We start from the raw sequence: 16,466 nt of genomic DNA, 5'->3' as shown, positions 1-16,466 counted from the left end.
TTCTGCCCGAGGGCGGGGCGAACGGGGGCGGGCTTGCCGCGAACCCGCGAAGGGTTCAGTCGGCGAAGCGCGCGCGCAGGCGCGGCAGGATCTCGGCCCCGTACATGCGCAGGAACTCGGCCTGGTCGTGCCCCGGGTCGTGGAACACGAGGTGACGGAAGCCCAGCTCGACGTACCGCGCGATCTTCTCGACGTGCTCATCGGGGTCGGTCGAGACGATGAAGCGCGATGCCGCGCGCTCCAGCGGCAGCTCGGAGGCGAGCCGCTGCATCTCGAGCGGGTCGTGCACGTCGCGCTTCTCCTCGGGAGAGAGGGCGAGGGGCGCCCAGAAGCGGGTCTTCTCCATCGCGGTGTCGTGGTCGGGGTGGTACGAGACCTTGACCTCGATCATCGTGTCGATCGCGTCGGCCTCGCGTCCGGCCTTCTCCAGACCTTCGGCGAGAGCGGGCAGCAGCGTGTCGGTGTAGAGCGCCGGGTCTTTGCCGCTCGTGGTGATGTAGCCATCGGCGATGCGTCCGGCCAGGCGCGTGGCCGCCGGCCCTGACGCGCCGATGTAGATCGGCACGGTCTGGTCGGCCGGCGGGCGGTCGTAGATCGTGGCGTCCTTGACCGAGTAGTAGGTCCCCTCGTAGGTGACGCGCTCGTCGGCCCAGAGCTTCTCGATGAGGATGATCGCCTCCTTGAGGCGCTGGAACCGCTCGGGCGGCTCGGGCCACTCCAGTCCGAGGGTGACCTCGTTGAGCGCCTCACCCGTGCCCACCCCGAGGATGACCCGCCCCGGGTACATCACACCGAGGGTCGCGAAGGCCTGCGCGACGACGCCCGGGTGGTAGCGGAACGTGGGGGTGAGCACCGACGTGCCCATCACGATGGTCGACGTGCGGGCGCCGAGCGCTCCGAGCCACGGGAGTGCCGCGGGGGCGTGGCCCCCCTCGTGCATCCAGGGCTGGAGATGGTCGGAGAGGAAGACGGAGTCGAACCCCATCTCCTCCGCCAGCACGGCGAAATCGAGCAGCTCGGACGGACCGAACTGCTCGCTGGACGCCTTGTATCCGAAACGCAACGGGACGGTCATGTCGTCTCTCCTCTGGTCTGGCCGTGACGCGAGGGCGCGTGCGCGGGTTCGAATTCGCTTCCGTCGGCGGCGGCGAGCCGCTCACGGAAAGCCTGCACGGTGCCGGGCCACAACAGCGTGAGCCGCCCCGAACGATCGTCGACGTACCAGTTGCCGCACCCGGTGAGCCAGGGGGTGGATGCGGCGGCGGTCGCGATCTCGTCGGTGTACGCCGCCTCGGCCTCGGGCCGGGTGCGCAGCACGCCGTCGGCGCGACGGTCGCGCTCGACGAGGGCGCGCACGACGTACGCCGCCTGCTCCTCGCTCATCAGCACCGACGAGTTGTGGCCGAGGCTCGCGTTCGGCCCGTTGAGCACGAAGAGATTCGGAAAGCCCGGCACGACGGTCGAGGCGAACGACGTCATGCCGTCCGCCCAGTGCTCCGCCAGCGTCGTGCCACCCTCCCCGCGCACGAGTTCGGCGTAGGGCTGCCGCGAGGCGGCGAATCCGGTGGCGAGCACGATGACGTCGGCCTCGTACCGCGCACCGCTCCCGGCGACAAGAGTTGTTCCGTCCACCGATGCGAGGGCGGATGCTTCGAGGGCGACCGCGTCGGACGCGACCGCCGGATAGAACTCGTCGGAGAGCAGCACCCGCTTGCAGCCGAAGGCGTAGTCGGGGGTGAGCGCCCGTCGGAGCACGGGGTCGGCGACCTGACGCTCCAGGTGCGCGTGAGCGACCGCGCGGGCGGCGGCCGAGGCGGCGGCATCGCCCGAGCGCGACGCGAAGCGCGCCTCGCCCTCGACGTAGAGCTCGGCGCGCAGCCGCGCGAGCTCATCGGGGTGGGTGGCGAACCTCGCCCGCTCTTCGGCGCTGTAGTCGCGGCCGCCGCGGGGCACGATCCACGCGGGGGTGCGCTGGAACAGCGTCACGTCGGCGGTACGGGCGAGTTCGGGCACGAGCTGGACGGCGCTCGCGCCGGTGCCCACGACCGCGACGCGCGCGCCGGCGAGCTCGACGGAGTGGTCCCAGCGCGCGGAGTGGAAGATCGCGCCGGGGAACGACTCGAGTCCCGGGATCGACGGCACGTGGGGCTCGGTCAGGCGCCCGCACGCCAGCACGAGCGAGGACGCTTCGATGGTCTCCCCGCCCGCGTCGATCCGCCAGAGGGCGGCCGCAGCATCCCACTCGGCGCCCAACACGGGTGTGCGCAGGCGCAGGCGGTCGCCGAGCCTCTCGTGCTCGGCGACGGCTTCGAGGTAGGCGTGGATCTCGGGCCCCGGCGCGAAGGTGGCCGACCACGCCGGGTGCGGGTGCGCGGCGAAACCGTAGAGGTGCGACGGCACGTCGCAGGCGACACCGGGGTAGGTGTTGTCGCGCCAGGTGCCGCCGACCGTCTCGCCGCGCTCGAGCACGACGAAGTCGTCGCGGCCCGCGCGACGCAGGGCCATCGCCATGCCGAGGCCGGCGAACCCCGCCCCGACGATCGCGACGTCGACCCGGGTCACGGGATGCCCGGCCCGCGGGCCGGGGTGCCGTAGTCGGTGGTGCGCAGACGGAACGGGCGGAACAGGCGTGCGGCGATCCGCGCGGCGTCGGCGACCGGCAGCTCGAGCCCCTGCTCGACCCCGGCGTCGGGGAGCACGCGTCCGTCGAGGAGCGCTCCTCCGAGGTCGTCGCCGCCCGAGCGCAGCAGCTCGGCCGCAGCATCCTTCCCCACCCGGGTCCACGGGATCTGCACGTGCGGGATGCTGCCCGAGAGCAGCAGGCGTGAGACCGCGACCATCGCGCGGTGCTCGTCGAGCGGAGCGCGGCCGGCGACGAGCGGGATGCTGTGACCCGGCAGAGGTATGGGCACGAACTCGGTGAACCCGTTCGTCTCGCCCTGGATGCGGCGCAGTTCGCGCAGGTGCGCGACGCGCTCGGCGGCCGTCTCGACGTGTCCGTAGAACAGCACCGACGTCGAGCGGAAGCCCGCGCGGTGGACAGCGGTGATGGCCGCGACCCAGCGGTCGACCTCGACGTCACCGGGGGCGACGAGGGCGCGCACCCGGTCGCTGAGCACCTTGACGCCGGTGCCGGGAACGGTGTCGACGCCCGCGTCGCGGAGGGCGGCCAGAGCGCCGTCGAGGCCGAGCCCGCCCCGGTCGGCGAGGTCCCACACGTCCTGGGGGCGATAGGCGTGGAGGTGCACGCCGGGGGCTGCGGTCTTCACCGCTCGCGCGATGTCGAGGTAGGCGCGGGGATCTTCTGACGCCTCGAGCCGGCCCTGCACGCACACCTCGGTGGCGCCGAGGTCGGCCGCGTCGGCGGCGATCTGCGCGACGTCGTCGAGGCCGAACGTGCCCACGCCGCGACGACCGGCGGCGCGGAACCCGGACGACGACAGATTGCGGTTGACGACGAGGCTGACGGTCTCGCCGACGGTATACCGGCGCACGTCGTCGGCCGTGGCCGCGAGCGCGTCGAGATCGGTGCCCGTCGCGTGCAGCAGCGTCGCCCACTCGGCGTCGTCGAGCGCGAGGGGATCGCCCGCGGCGGCCTCCGCCAGCCGCCGCGCGTCGCTGCTCGGACGCCGGTCGGGCGAGGCGTCCCCGGCAGTATCGACGCGGCTTTCGCCCGTATTCAGGCTGGACGCGTCGGCGACCGCGGGCACGCCCGAGATTCCGGGGGTATGCGACGACGACGGTGCCGATGAGCCTGAGTACGGTTCGCGAGGCGCCGCCGTCACATCCGCGGCCAACCCTGTCGCGGGGTCGGCGAGGGCGGCGACGGCGGAGTGGAGGGCCGGGTCGATCCACCGGTCAGCGTCACGGACGAACGGGGGCTGAGCCGTCAGGCGCTCGCGCAGGGCGAAGCCGAGCTCGGCCGTCATGCGCGCCAGGTCGTCGAGGTGCGGCCACGGGCGCTCGGGGTTGACGTGGTCGGCCGTCAGCGGCGAGATGCCGCCCCAGTCGTCGGCACCCGCGCGCACCAGGAGCGCGAACTCGGCCGCGTCGGAGAGGTTCGGCGGCACCTGGATGCGCATGTGGGGCCCGAAGACGAGTCGGGCGACGGCGACCGCGGCGACGTACTCGAGCAGGTCGGCGTCGGGGGCGTCCTGCATGGCGGTGCGCGGCTTCGCCCGGAAGTTCTGGACGATGATCTCCTGCACATGACCGTGACGTTCGTGCAGCTCCCGCATCGCGATGAGCGACTCGGCTCGATCGCGGAGCGTCTCGCCGATCCCGACGAGGATGCCCGTGGTGAACGGGATGCCCGCCGCGCCGGCCTCGTCGATCACCTTCAGCCGCAGGTCGGGGTCTTTGTCGGGCGAGCCGAAGTGCACCTGCCCGGGCTCCTCGAAGAGCCGGCGCGAGGTGGTCTCGAGCATCATGCCCATCGACGGGGCGGTGGGGCGCAGCATCCGCAACTCGTCGGCGTGCATGACCCCGGGGTTCGCGTGGGCGAGCAGCCCCGTCTCGGCGGTGACCAGTCGCGCGATCGCGGCCACGTAGTCGAGGGTCGAGGCATAGCCGTGCTCGTCGAGCCAGGCCCGGGCCTCGGGCCAGCGGTCTTCGGGCCGGTCGCCCAGGGTGAGCAGCACCTCTTTGCAGCCCATCGCCTGGCCCTGCCGCACGACCGCGAGCACCTGCTCGGGAGACATGAAGGCCGGCTTGCGCTTCTTCAGCAGCTGCCCGGGGGTGTCGACGAAGACGCAGTAGTGGCAGCGATCGCGGCAGAGGGTCGTCAGCGGCACGAACACCTTGCGCGAGTACGTGATGACACCGGGTTGGCCGGCGGCCGCGAGTCCTTCGTCGCGGGTCGCCGCCGCGAGGTCGAGCAGCGCCTCGAGGTCGGCGCCGGTCGCGGCGAGCAGCACCTCGGCTGCGTCGGCGTCGAGAGCCGCGCCCCCGCGGAGTGCGTCGAGCAGGTCGTCGACGGGAGATACGGTGCTGCCGACGCTCATGGTTTCAGGCTATCCCGCCTCCCGCGCGCCGGGGCCGACGGGCGTGGGGCGGATCGTTGTCGTCCTGTGAGCATCCGGCCCGGAAGGAGGCGTCGACCGCTGGCAGGATGGAGGCATGGTCTCGCTTCTGCTCGATTCGACACAGCTCGAGGTCGTGCTGTCGCCGACCGAGAAGGCGATGACGTTTCGCCGCGGCAACCTGCGTGTGCCGCGCGAGACGATCGTGCGCGCCCAGCTCACCGACGACGCGTGGACGTGGTTGCGCGGTGTGCCGAACCCCGGCATCTACCTGCCCGTCGCGATCGCGATGGGAACGTGGAAGTCGGCCGGGGGTAACGACCTGGTGCTCATCCGACGGCGCCGATCGAGCGTCGTCATCGACCTCGAAGGGCACGACGAGTTCGAGCGGCTGATCCTCACGACGCAGCACGGCGCCTCACTTCTCCAGGCTCTGCGTCTGGAGGTCGACGGCGAACCCGAAGATGTCGCGGCGATCGCGAAGAAGAAGCCCCGCCGGCGGGGCTGATCCGGGTCAGTCGACGTCGCGACGCCAGGTCGTGAACTGCCCGATGACCAGGAACACGACCGCGTAGCCGAGCAGCACGAGACCGCCGACCCACCATTCGAGCGGTTCGGAGGCACTCGCCGCCGCGACCGACAGGGCGCTGCTGCCCACGAGAGCGTCGCCCGCGGCGCCGGGGAGTAGACGGGCGATCGGCTCGATCCCCTCGACGAACGCGCCCGCGACCCGGGCGATCGGTTCGATGAACTGGGTGAACGCCAGCACGAGCACGATGGCCACGACCTGATTGCGCACGACCGTTCCGACGCCGAGACCCACGAGGGCCCAGAGCGCGAAGGCCAGCACCATGCGGGCGAGCATGGCCCAGGTGTCGCTCTCTCCGAGCAGGGTCGGAACGTCGGATGCGGCGAGCACGAGCGCGCCCGGACCGACGGCGGCGATCGTTCCGATCACTCCGTAGAGAGCGCCGATCGCGAGCGCGACCACGACCTTGCCGGCGAGCACCGTGCCGCGGCGCGGGGTGGCGAGGAACGAGGGGGTGAGCGTCTTGTGCCGGAACTCCGCCGTGACCATCAGGGTGCCGATGAGCAGCGGGAAGACGTAGCCGAACGAGGTGGCGACGCTGTAGATCACCGGCGGGAGGGTGTCGAGCGCGAGAGCGGGGCCGGTGCTGCCGGGGAGGGCACCGGTGGCGACCGCGGCGAGGGCCCACCCGAAACCGGCCGCCACGACGGCGACGTAGACGGCGAGCACCAGGGCGAGGATCCACCAGATGGAGGTGGTGAACTGCTTGGTCAGCTCGGAGCGGGTTGCGGTTGCGAGACTCATCGCTGCTCCTCCTCGGCGGGGTCGCTCTCGGCGGGCGGCACGGTGTCGATCACGCCGGTGGCGGCGACGGTGAAGGCCGCGGTCGACGGCTCGGGGGAGTCGGTGGCAGTGCGTGTGGAAGGGTCCGTCGGAGTGGTCCCTTCGACGGGCTCAGGAACCGCCTCCGGCTCAGGAACCGCCTCCGGCTCGGGCTCAGGAACCGCCTCCGGCTCGGGCTCAGGCTCAGGAGCAGGCTCGGGCTCAGGGGCCGGCTGGGGCTCGACCGCGGGAGGCGCGGGGCTCGGCGCAGCATCGGCCGGGGGCGCGGCGACGACGCCGTTGACGAGGTCGAGGAAGATCTCTTCGAGCCCGGCCCCGCGGCGTTGCAGGCTCGACAGCACGACGCCGGCCGCGCCGGCGATCGCGCCGACCTCCACCGGTTCGACCCGGTGCACGGTCAGGCCGTTGCGCAGCACCGCGTACTCCAGTCCGGCGGCCTCGATCGCGGCGATGAGGGCCGCGCGGTCGGGGGCGTCGACGATCGTCGCGTGCTCGCTGCGCTCGGCGAGGTCTTCGATGCCGCCCTGGAAGACGAGCTTTCCCGAGGCGATGATGAGCAGCGCGTCGACGGTCTGCTGCACCTCGGCGAGCAGGTGCGACGAGATGAGCACGGTGCGACCCTCGCCGGCGAGGGTGCGCAGCAGTCCCCGCATCCACCGGATCCCCTCGGGGTCGAGTCCGTTCGTGGGCTCGTCGAGCACGAGCACGCCGGGGTCGCCGAGCAGCGCCGAGGCGAGTCCGAGCCGCTGACGCATGCCGAGCGAGTAGCCGCCCACTTTGCGTCCGCCGACGTCGGAGAGCCCGACGAGACCGAGCACCTCGTCGACACGGGCGCGGGGGATGCCCCCGGCATCGGCGTAGACCCTGAGGTGGTTCGCGGCCGTGCGCCCGGGGTGGAAGCTGGATGCTTCGAGCGCGGCGCCCACGCTCTGCAGCGGTCGGTCGAGCTTGTCGTAGGTGCGCCCGCCGATCGTGGCGGTGCCCTCCGTGGGGCGGACGAGTCCGAGCAGCATCCGCAGCGACGTCGTCTTGCCGGCCCCGTTCGGCCCGAGGAACCCGGTCACCAGACCCGGCTCGACGCGTGCGGTGAGGCCGTCGACCGCGGTGACCGGGCCGAAGCGTTTGACCAGCCCGGAGAATTCCAGCACCTGTCCGTCTGGCATGCCGAAACCTCCCGTTCATGCGTGCGTTCCTTCCATCTTGGCGGAAACACCCCCCGATCCCGCATTTCCTTGCGTCTCAGACCGTGCCGCGCCCGGCGCGCTACCGTGACGGAGTGGATGCTGCGACCGAACCCCGTGTGATCGCTCGAGCCGCGAGCGGGCTCGGGCACCTCACGCTGAATCGCCCTAGGGCGCTCAACGCGCTCGACCTCGGCATGGTGAGGAGTCTGCGAGCGGCCCTCGACGAGTGGGAGCACGAGCCCGACGTCGGGATCGTGCTGCTCGACGGAGCCGGTGACCGAGGGTTCTGCGCCGGTGGCGACGTGCGCGGGCTCGCCGACCAGATCCGCTCTGGCGACGCGGACGCCGCGGGCGTCTTCTTCCGCGACGAGTACGCCCTGAACGCCCGCATCGCCGAGTACCCGGCCCCGATCGTCGTCATCGCCGACGGCATCACCATGGGCGGGGGCATCGGCCTGGCCGGGCACGCGACCGTGCGCGTCGTCACCGAACGATCGGTGCTCGCGATGCCCGAGACGCGCATCGGCCTCACCCCCGACGTCGGCGGCAGCTGGTTGCTCGGCCGGGCGCCCGGCCGTCTCGGCGAGTACCTCGCGCTGACGGGCGCGTCGATGAACGGCGCAGACGCCGTCTACGCCGGCTTCGCGGATCACGTCGTGCCGAGCGAGAACCTCGACGCGCTGCGCGACGCTCTCGAGACGCGGGCCGATCCGTCCACCCCGGCCGAGATGGTGCTGCTCTTCGACGAGACCCCGCCGCCGTCCCCGCTCGAGGCCGCTCGGGTGTGGATCGACGATGCGTTCGCCGCCGACAGCGTGGGCGAGATCGTCGATCGTCTGCGCGCACGGCCGGAGCCCGAAGCATCCGCCACTGCCGACACGCTCGGAGAGCTCTCACCCACGGCGATGGTGGTGACGCTCGAGGCCGTCCGCCGCGCCCGCACGCTGCCGCACCTCCGGGCCGCGCTCGAGCAGGAATACGGCCTCGTGCTGTGGTTCGCCGCGACCCAGCCCGACCTGCTCGAGGGCATCCGCGCGCAGCTCATCGACAAGGACCGCTCGCCCCGGTGGGCTCCGGCGTCGCTCGACGAGATCGCGCCGACCGCGCTCGCCGAGGCGTTCGCCCATCGACCCACCACACCGCTCTGGAGTTGACATGGCCACGACGAAGAAGCGACGTCCGCGCACCTTCTCTGCCGCGCTCGACTGGTTCTTCTTCGTCTTCGCGGGGCTCGCGTCGGTCTGGCTCGCCTACCTGGGCTTCACCGAGACCTTCGCGGTCGGCTGGTGGGGCATCCCCATGGCGATCGCGTTCTGGGGGCTGCTGGCCTACCTCGTGCTGCCGCGCCTGCACCGCATCCTCACGGCCGTCTACGTGCCCGACTACTTCATCGGCCGCGCCCGCACGAGCGACGGACTGCTCGGCGACCCGGTGAACCTCGCGTTCATGGGCACGCGCGAGCAGATCGAGGCGGCGCTCGTGACGGCCTCGTGGCGGCCGGCCGACCCGGTGACCCTGCGGTCGTCGTGGCGCATCATCACGTCCACCGTGACGCGCCGCAGCTACGACGAGGCGCCGGTGAGCCCGCTCTTCCTGTTCGGGCGGCAGCAGGACTTCGCCTACCAGCAGGAGTTCGCCGGCAATCCGTCGCAACGCCATCACGTGCGCTTCTGGCGATGCCCGGACGGGTGGCTGCTGCCGGGCGGCTATCGCGTCGAGTGGGTCGCGGCGGGCACGTTCGACACCGCGGTGGGCCTGTCGCTGTTCACCCTCCAGGTCACCCACCGCATCGACGCCGACACCGACATCGAGCGCGACCACATCGTCGGTTCCCTCACGGCGGCGGAGCCCCGCGTGAGGGTCGACGTCATCCGCGACTTCTCGACCGGGTACCACTCCCGCAACGGCGGGGGCGACAGCATCCGCACCGACGGCGACCTGCCCATCATCGACGTCAGCGCGATTGAGACGGGGGTGGCGGCATGAGTCGTCGAGAAGAGCACCCGCCCGAGAAGCGGGCGGCGTTCGAACTGCCCGCCGCCCTCGAGAGGCCGCGCGCCGACCCGTCGATGAAACGGCCGATCTCGACCACCGCGGGGGCCGCTCTCGTGCTGTTGCGTGTCGCGGCGGGGTTCTTCTGGATCACGATCGTCGCGCTCGACTGGTCGTCGTGGGTGAGCGTCTTCGACGACGACCCGACCGACATCACCCCCGAGCTTCTCGGCGTCACGCTCGTGATCTTCGTCATCGTCTGCGGCGGGTTCCTGCTCGGCGAGGCCGTCTTCGGGCTGCTGATCCTGCGCGGGCGCAACTTCCCGCGCGTCGTCGTGATGGTCTTCGCGGTGCTGTCGATCTCGACGGCGTTCACCGGGTGGTGGGCCCAGGGGCAGGACATCCGGGTGGGCACCACGCTGGTGACGCTGGCGCTCGACATCCTCATCCTGCTCGCGCTGTCCAGCCGCAGCGCCGCCGCGTACGCCCACCGCCGTCGGCGTGACTGACAGCCCCCGCACACCTGCGTCGGGTTAGCCTGTCGGATGCTGCGTGTGCGCGCGGCAGAGGAGGGTGAGGTGTTCGACAGCCCGGTGTCCGCGTCGGCGTACGAGGTGCTCGGAGTGACCTCCGACGTCGACGACGAGGCCCTTCGTCGCGCCTACCGTCTGCGTCTGCGGCAGACCCACCCCGACACCGGTGGCGACGCCGCGGTCTTCGTGCAGGTGCAGCGCGCCTGGGAACTCATCGGAACGCCCGATGCGCGTGCGTCGTACGACCGCGGTCGCGGCACGCAGGCGCCCGAGTGGTCGGCGCCGCGGGCGAGTCCTCCCCGCGCCGACACGCGGCCGCGCGCCCGCACGCACGGCCAGCCCGGCGGGTGGCGGCGCGAGCGCTACCTGACACTCGTGCGCGAGTGGGTCGGCCGCGGGGTCGAGCTGCCCGATCCGTACGATCCGCAGCTCGTGCGATCGGCGCCGCACGAGCTGCGCCGCATGCTCGCCGACGCGCTCGCCGAGGAGGCGACCGCCCGCATCGTCGCCGATCTCGGCATGGGTTACACGGTGTGGCACGACGTCGACGCGTCGCGCGACGGCGACCCGGAAGACAAGCTCGACCACATCGTGCTCGGTCCGAGCGGCCTCTACGCGGTGCTCTCGGAAGACTTCGGCGGCCCGATCGGCTTCCGTCGCGGCGAGATCGTCGGCGCCCACGTCTCCGGTGCCCCCGTGACCGAGCTCGTCTCGCGGCAGCGCGTGATCGCGCGCGGGGCCGGAGTGCGCTTCAGCGGCGCGATCGTGGTGCTCCCCGACGGTGACGTGCTCGGCGCGGTCACCGACCTCGGCAAGGTGCGCGGCGTGCCCGTCGCCGTGGTGTCGCAGTCGGGTCTGTCGACCCTGCTGCGGCAGGGCGTCACCGGCGCCCGCGATATCGGCGGCACCGAGCTGTTCGACATCCGCACCCGACTGCAGCAGCGCGTGCGACACGTCTGAGCCGCACGGAACGCAGGAGCAACGGCGGGCGGGGGCCCGTTGGCGTCCCCGGAGGGGCTGTTCGTCCTGCGTTTTGGACGCGATGCCGGCGGGAACCCGCGTCAGCCGCTGAGGCCGAGCAGTTCGAGCGGGTGGGTGAGACGCCACCAGGGCGACGGGGGTTCGATGTCTCCGGAGAGGCGCACCTCGACGGAGTCCGCGTCGAGCGGGCCGGTCACCACGAGCGTCCCCACGGCGGCGCCCTCGTCGACGGCGTCGCCGAGCGAGAAATCGGTGGCCGGGGTGGCCGCGCCGCCGTTCCAGAGCACGACGGTCGCGTCATCGGCGGTCACCACGTCGACCGACTCGCCCCACGCCGTCTCGATCGTGCCGACGCGGGTGCCCGCGGGCACCGAGGGCTCGGGCTGCAACTCCGTCTCGATCTGCGCGAAGAGGCTGCGCATCGCCGCATCCCGCGTCGCCCGGTCGGGCTGGCCGAGCACCGAGCCGAAGACGCGCACGGTGGTGTCGCCGATCGCGATGTCTTTCGCGGCGAGCAGGTTGTACGCGTCGAGCGTGCCGGTCTTGAGCCCGACCACACCCGGGTCGTCCAACAGGTCGTTCGTGTTCTCGACGCGGCCGGCGCCGGGCAGGTCGACCTCGGGCTTGGCGACGATCTCGGCGATGACGGGGTTCTCGAGGGCCTTGATCGCGAGGGGGATGAGCGACTCGGGGGTGGCGGCGTTGCCCGCGACGATGCCAGAGGGGTCTTCGATCGTGATGCCCGAGATGCCGTGGGTCGTGAGCCACGATCGCGCCGCACTCGCGAAGACCGCGTCGGAGGGGTAGAGGTTGCCCGCGAGGCGGTCGGCGTAGTTGTTCGCCGAACCCACCAGCAGACCCTCGAGCATCTGATACTCGCTCAGCGTTCCGCCGACCGGCACGTCGAGCGCCGACTCGCCGGCGGCGCGGTCGGCCCAGTACTGCCGGCGGTCGGCCGCGGTGAACGCGAAATCAGGTCCGGCCTCGCCGGCGGCCAGCGGCATCTCGTCGAGAACGACGAGCGCAGTGACGACCTTGGTGATGCTCGCGATCGACTCGGCCTCCGACGACGACGAGAGGATCCCCCCGGCTCCGGCGACGGTGATCGCGGCTCCACCCTCGGTCGGCCACGCGGGGGTCGCGGCGGCGGCGGCGACCGGCTGCACGGCGACCGCCTCGATCTGCGGGGCGACCGCGTAGAGCGGCCAGAGCAGGGTCGTGGCGACGTAGGCGCCGGTCACGGCGAGGATCACAAAGACGGGCGCGAGCACCCCGGGGCGGAAGATCGAACGTCGGGGTGCGCCGGCGAGCAGGTCGGTGCCCGTCGCCACGGGCGCCGCGTCGACCGCGAGAGAGGCCGGGGCGGCGGTCGACGAGACACGGCTCTCGTCGACCCAGGTCAGCGCGGGATAGCGGGAGGACTGCGCCGCGACGACCTCGGCGGGCGCGTCATCGAGCACGGGCTCGGAAGGATCGGCCTGCGGGGCGTCGCCGGCAGCCTCGACGGGCGTCTGCGCGGCGTCGTCGACGATCGGATGCGGCGCGGTGGTGCTCGTGCGCAACGCACGCCGCGACGGCGGCGCGGTGGCGTCGGGTCCCATGCGCCTAACGTACCTCGCGGGCGGGTCTATACTCGCCTGGAACCACGGGAGTCCGGTGAGCCGGGCTGAGAGGAAGCGATCCACGCTTCGACCGTCGAACCTGATCTGGGTCATGCCAGCGCAGGGAGGAGAGAAAATGCACACTTCCGCGTCCCCATCCACCGGGACTCACCGCTATTCGTGGCGCGTCGTCGACATCGTCGTGGCCAGCGTCATCGGTGTCGCCGCCGGGCTGGTCTTCTGGCTGTGGGGCCAGGCCTGGCCGGTGCTCGACACCGCGCTGGCGTTCACCCCCGGCCTGTCGGGGCTCCTCGCCGGAGGCTGGCTCTTCGCCGGCGTGCTCGGCGGTCTGATCATCCGCAAGCCGGGCGCCGCGCTCTACACCGAGATCGTGGCCGCCGTCGTCTCCATGGCGATCGGCACCCAGTGGGGCTTCACGACCCTGATCTGGGGCGTGGTGCAGGGCCTTGGCGCCGAGCTCGCGTTCGCCCTGTTCGCCTACGCCAACTGGCGCCTCGGCGTCGCCCTGCTCTCGGGCGCCCTCGCCGGTCTCGCCGTAGCGCTGCTCGACACGACGTTCTCCTCGGTCGCCGCGCTCGCCTTCGAGGCCCGGGCGGTCTACTTCGTCTCGGCGATCGTCTCCGGCGTGGTGATCGCCGGTCTCGTGTCGTGGGTGCTGGCCCGGGCGCTCGCCGCGACCGGCGCGCTCGACCGCTTCGCGTCCGGCCGCGCCTACCGCTCCCGCGAGACAACCGCAGCCGACGCCGCGTGAGATCGGCGCCTGCCGCCGTCCGCGCCCGCTCCTGGGGGTGGCGTCACGCCGGCCGCCGGCGCTGGGCCGTGCGCGAGCTCGATCTCGACATCGCCCCGGGCGAGCGCGTGCTGCTCCTCGGGGCGAGCGGCTCGGGCAAGAGCACGCTGCTGCGGGGCCTCGCGGGCGTGCTCGGCGACCTCGACGACGGGGAGAGCACCGGCGAGCTGACGCTCGACGGTGCAGCTCCCTCCGCCGCACGCGGTCGCGCGGGACTGGTGCTCCAAGACCCCGACGCTCAGGTCGTGCTCGCGCGGGCGGGTGACGACGTCGCCTTCGCCTGCGAGAACCTCGGCGTTGCACGCGAGGAGATCTGGTCGAGGGTGGATGCCGCGCTCGAGGCCGTGGGTCTCGGAATCGGCCGCGACCACCCGACGTCCCGGCTGTCCGGCGGGCAGAAGCAGCGCCTCGCCGTGGCCGGGATCCTGGCGATGCGACCCGGCCTCATGCTCTTCGACGAGCCGACGGCGAACATCGACCCCGAGGGCGCCGAGCTCGTGCGCGACGCCGTCATGGCGGCGGCACGGGCGACCGGCGCGACCCTCATCGTCGTCGAGCATCGAGTCGCCCTGTGGGCCGACGCGGTCGACCGGGTGATCGTGCTCGAGGGCGGAGACGGCGGCGGGGTGGTCGCCGACGGCCCGCCCGGTGCCGTCTTCGCCGCGCACGGCCGATCGCTGACCGAAGCGGGCGTGTGGGTACCGGGCATCCCGGTCGAGATCGATCGGCGGCCGAGGTCCGCCGCATCCGAGACCCTGCTGACCGCATCCGACCTGTCGGTGGGTCGTCGGGCGTTCGCCGCGCGCGCGGCGTCGGTCGTCGCATCCGGCATCTCGGTCGACCTCGCCGCCGGACGAGCGCTCGCCGTCACCGGACCCAACGGAGCGGGCAAGTCCACCCTGGCGCTGACCGTCGCGGGTCTGCTCGCGCCGGCCGGCGGCGCCCTGGCCGCGACAGCGGCCCTCGCGGGCGAGCTGACGGCGACGCCCTCGCGGTGGCGTTCCCGCGAGCTGCTGACGCGCATCGGCATGGTGTTCCAGGAGCCCGAGCATCAGTTGCTCACCACCCGCGTGCGCGATGAACTCGCCGTCGGTCTGCGTGCGCTCGGGCGCGATCCCGACGAGATCGCGCGCACGGTGGACGAGTTGCTCGAGCGGTTGCGGTTGACCCGGCTCGCCGACGTCAATCCGTTCACGCTCTCCGGCGGTGAGAAGCGACGCCTCACCGTGGCTGCGGCGATCGCCACCGCCCCGCGCGTGCTCGTGCTCGACGAGCCCACGTTCGGGCAGGATGCCCGCACCTGGCGCGAGATCGCGGGCCTGCTCGATGGCCTCCGCGCCGACGGAACGGCCGTGGCCTTCGTCACCCACGACCGGGAGCTCGTGGCCGCGCTCGCCGACGCCGAGCTCGAGGTGGGGCGCTCATGAGTCTGACGACGCTCGGTCCTGCGGACGGACCGCTCGCCCGCCTCAATCCCGTGGCGAAGCTCGCCGCGACACTCGTGCTCACCGGCGCGCTGCTCGCCTCGATCGACCCCGTCTCGGCGGGGGTCACGCTGGTCGCGACCCTGGTGCTCCTCCCTTTCGCGCGTCTGCCGATCCGCGACCTGTGGTTGCGGCTCTGGCCGATCGCGGCGGGCGCCGTCGTCGCCTCGACCGCCACCGTGCTCTACGGTCGGCCCGCCGGCGACGTGTACGTCGAGTGGGGCGTGCTGCGCGTCAGCGACGGCTCGATCGCGCTGGCGCTCGCGATCCTGCTGCGCGTCCTGGCCATCGCCGTGCCGAGCGTGGTGCTGTTCGCGACGACAGACCCGACCGATCTCGCCGACGGCCTCGGCCAGATCCTGCGCCTGCCGGCGCGGTTCGTGCTCGGCGGACTCGCGGGCCTGCGCCTCGTCGGCCTGCTCATCGAGGACTGGCGCGAGCTCGCCCTCGCCCGCCGTGCGCGGGGGGTCGCCGATGCCGGCCGGGTGCGCCGGTTGCTCGGACAGACCTTCGCGCTCCTGGTGCTGGCGATCCGGCGCGGCTCGAAGCTCGCCACCGCCATGGAGTCGCGCGGCTTCGGCGCCCCCGGACCCCGCACCTGGGCGCGCCCGTCACGCCTGCGCGGGAGGGACGCCGCCCTCATCGCGATCGCGGTCGTCATCGCCGCAGCATCCGTCGTCATCTCGGTGGGTTCCGGGGCCTGGCGCCCCATCTTCGGCCTCTGACGCGCGGCGCGTGCGCCTCGAGGTGCCGTGTGCGGGGCCCCGCGTCGCCCGGTCGAGGCACCTCACCGCGTCAGGTCGCCATCGGATCTGGATAGTGTCGGAGTGATGTTCAGGATGCTGGTCGGCCGAGCGCAGGCAGCGCTTCGAGCGGCTCATGGTCGGCGCCGCGTCTTCCGGGTCGCGGAGGATAGCGATCGACGTCGTGACCTCGATGCCGCGTGGAACGAGGCGTTCGGCGATTGCGTCCCCGACGGTGCGGCCCTGCGCTCGCAGCTGCCCGAGCGATGGGCGCGGTTCCACATCCGTGGCGCCCGCGACGCCGGTTCTGACGCAGAGGCCACTGTCGTCCTTCGCGCGCTTCTCGATGATCTGCGAGGCGAGGATGGTCGGCCAGTGCGTGTGGTCGTCGAGGAGTACGGGGCGGCCGACCTCTTCGGTGGGTGGTCCCGGGCTCTTCCGATCGATCTCTTTCCCTGGCGCCGCGAGTCCCGTGAGCATCGCGGTCCGACGGCGTTCTCGTGGGCGAGCGATACGGGTGTTCGACAGGCTGCGCTCGACGCTGTTCTTCGGAGTGCCGTCGAGGAACGGGGGTACGCGATCATCACAGACGATCGGACAAGCTGGGCGTTCTGCCCCTACTTCGCCGGTGTCGATGTGATTTTCGCGAGCGCAGCAGAACGCGATGAGTTCGTCGGACGTCACGGCGATCTGCGCCCGAAGGACGCGCCGGGGCTATAGGTCGACTGTGGTGCAATCTCCGCG

15 protein-coding genes and 1 riboswitch are annotated in these 16,466 nt (G+C 72.3%); of the genes, 9 read left to right on the top strand and 6 right to left on the bottom strand.

The window, feature by feature from the left end; translation table 11 throughout:
* Nucleotides 1-55 precede the first annotated feature (55 nt).
* Genes fgd through cofG form a run of 3 tightly spaced genes read right to left on the bottom strand, consistent with a single transcriptional unit; the run spans nt 56 to nt 5,003 of the window.
* Nucleotides 56-1,075 (bottom strand): glucose-6-phosphate dehydrogenase (coenzyme-F420), encoded by a 1,020-nt coding sequence (fgd, locus tag DEA06_RS11385; protein ID WP_116648112.1) that lies wholly within the window; start codon nt 1,073-1,075, stop codon nt 56-58.
* Nucleotides 1,072-2,562, bottom strand: coding sequence for an NAD(P)/FAD-dependent oxidoreductase (locus DEA06_RS11380; RefSeq protein ID WP_116648111.1), 1,491 nt, complete (start codon nt 2,560-2,562; stop codon nt 1,072-1,074). Before DEA06_RS11380 ends, fgd begins: the two co-directional genes overlap by 4 nt.
* Nucleotides 2,559-5,003, bottom strand: coding sequence for a 7,8-didemethyl-8-hydroxy-5-deazariboflavin synthase CofG (gene cofG / locus DEA06_RS11375; protein WP_116648110.1), 2,445 nt, complete (start codon nt 5,001-5,003; stop codon nt 2,559-2,561). The genes DEA06_RS11380 and cofG overlap by 4 nt, the downstream gene beginning before the upstream one ends.
* A gap of 115 nt (nt 5,004-5,118) precedes the next feature.
* Here cofG and DEA06_RS11370 point away from each other — a divergent pair, with 115 nt between their 5' ends.
* Nucleotides 5,119-5,529, top strand: a complete 411-nt coding sequence (locus DEA06_RS11370) for a hypothetical protein (RefSeq protein WP_116648109.1) — start codon at nt 5,119-5,121, stop codon at nt 5,527-5,529.
* A 6-nt stretch (nt 5,530-5,535) separates the two neighbouring features.
* Here the strand turns inward: DEA06_RS11370 and DEA06_RS11365 are convergent, their stop codons facing one another.
* Nucleotides 5,536-6,354, bottom strand: coding sequence for an ABC transporter permease (locus DEA06_RS11365; RefSeq protein ID WP_116648108.1), 819 nt, complete (start codon nt 6,352-6,354; stop codon nt 5,536-5,538).
* A complete protein-coding gene (locus DEA06_RS11360; RefSeq protein ID WP_116648107.1) occupies nt 6,351-7,556 on the bottom strand; it encodes an ATP-binding cassette domain-containing protein in 1,206 nt (401 codons plus the stop codon). The genes DEA06_RS11365 and DEA06_RS11360 overlap by 4 nt, the downstream gene beginning before the upstream one ends.
* Before the next feature lie 113 nt (nt 7,557-7,669).
* Here DEA06_RS11360 and DEA06_RS11355 point away from each other — a divergent pair, with 113 nt between their 5' ends.
* From DEA06_RS11355 to DEA06_RS11340, 4 genes are all read left to right on the top strand, one after another.
* Complete coding sequence (locus tag DEA06_RS11355; RefSeq protein ID WP_240606919.1) at nt 7,670-8,731, top strand: enoyl-CoA hydratase/isomerase family protein; 1,062 nt, start codon at nt 7,670-7,672, stop codon at nt 8,729-8,731.
* A 1-nt stretch (nt 8,732) separates the two neighbouring features.
* Nucleotides 8,733-9,563 carry an LssY C-terminal domain-containing protein gene (locus tag DEA06_RS11350; RefSeq protein WP_116648105.1) on the top strand — a complete coding sequence of 277 codons (831 nt, stop codon included), beginning with the start codon at nt 8,733-8,735 and terminating at the stop codon, nt 9,561-9,563.
* Nucleotides 9,560-10,078, top strand: coding sequence for a hypothetical protein (locus DEA06_RS11345; RefSeq protein ID WP_116648104.1), 519 nt, complete (start codon nt 9,560-9,562; stop codon nt 10,076-10,078). Before DEA06_RS11350 ends, DEA06_RS11345 begins: the two co-directional genes overlap by 4 nt.
* A gap of 69 nt (nt 10,079-10,147) precedes the next feature.
* Complete coding sequence (locus DEA06_RS11340; RefSeq protein ID WP_116648219.1) at nt 10,148-11,062, top strand: nuclease-related domain-containing protein; 915 nt, start codon at nt 10,148-10,150, stop codon at nt 11,060-11,062.
* 101 nt (nt 11,063-11,163) lie between these two features.
* Here DEA06_RS11340 and DEA06_RS11335 read toward each other — a convergent pair whose 3' ends face one another.
* On the bottom strand, nt 11,164-12,684 hold the full coding sequence (locus DEA06_RS11335) for a D-alanyl-D-alanine carboxypeptidase (RefSeq protein ID WP_116648103.1): 1,521 nt from the start codon (nt 12,682-12,684) through the stop codon (nt 11,164-11,166).
* 34 nt (nt 12,685-12,718) lie between these two features.
* Nucleotides 12,719-12,828, top strand: a riboswitch (TPP riboswitch).
* Here DEA06_RS11335 and DEA06_RS11330 point away from each other — a divergent pair.
* The 4 genes from DEA06_RS11330 to DEA06_RS16590 all read left to right on the top strand — a co-directional run bounded on the left by DEA06_RS11330 (nt 12,821) and on the right by DEA06_RS16590 (nt 16,442).
* Complete coding sequence (locus DEA06_RS11330; protein WP_116648102.1) at nt 12,821-13,456, top strand: ECF transporter S component; 636 nt, start codon at nt 12,821-12,823, stop codon at nt 13,454-13,456. (Overlaps the previous riboswitch by 8 nt.)
* Complete coding sequence (locus DEA06_RS11325) at nt 13,453-14,922, top strand: ATP-binding cassette domain-containing protein (protein WP_240606918.1); 1,470 nt, start codon at nt 13,453-13,455, stop codon at nt 14,920-14,922. The genes DEA06_RS11330 and DEA06_RS11325 overlap by 4 nt, the downstream gene beginning before the upstream one ends.
* Nucleotides 14,919-15,704: an energy-coupling factor transporter transmembrane component T gene (locus DEA06_RS11320; RefSeq protein WP_116648100.1), complete on the top strand. Its 786-nt coding sequence runs from the start codon at nt 14,919-14,921 to the stop codon at nt 15,702-15,704. Before DEA06_RS11325 ends, DEA06_RS11320 begins: the two co-directional genes overlap by 4 nt.
* A gap of 399 nt (nt 15,705-16,103) precedes the next feature.
* On the top strand, nt 16,104-16,442 hold the full coding sequence (locus tag DEA06_RS16590) for a hypothetical protein (protein WP_165817985.1): 339 nt from the start codon (nt 16,104-16,106) through the stop codon (nt 16,440-16,442).
* The last annotated feature ends 24 nt before the right edge of the window (nt 16,443-16,466 follow it).

The sequence above is a fragment of the Microbacterium sp. Gd 4-13 genome, from assembly GCF_003095395.1.
Taxonomy (GTDB): domain Bacteria; phylum Actinomycetota; class Actinomycetes; order Actinomycetales; family Microbacteriaceae; genus Microbacterium.
Note: the sequence above shows the minus strand (reverse complement) of the source record. Positions and strands in the feature narration are given on the sequence as shown.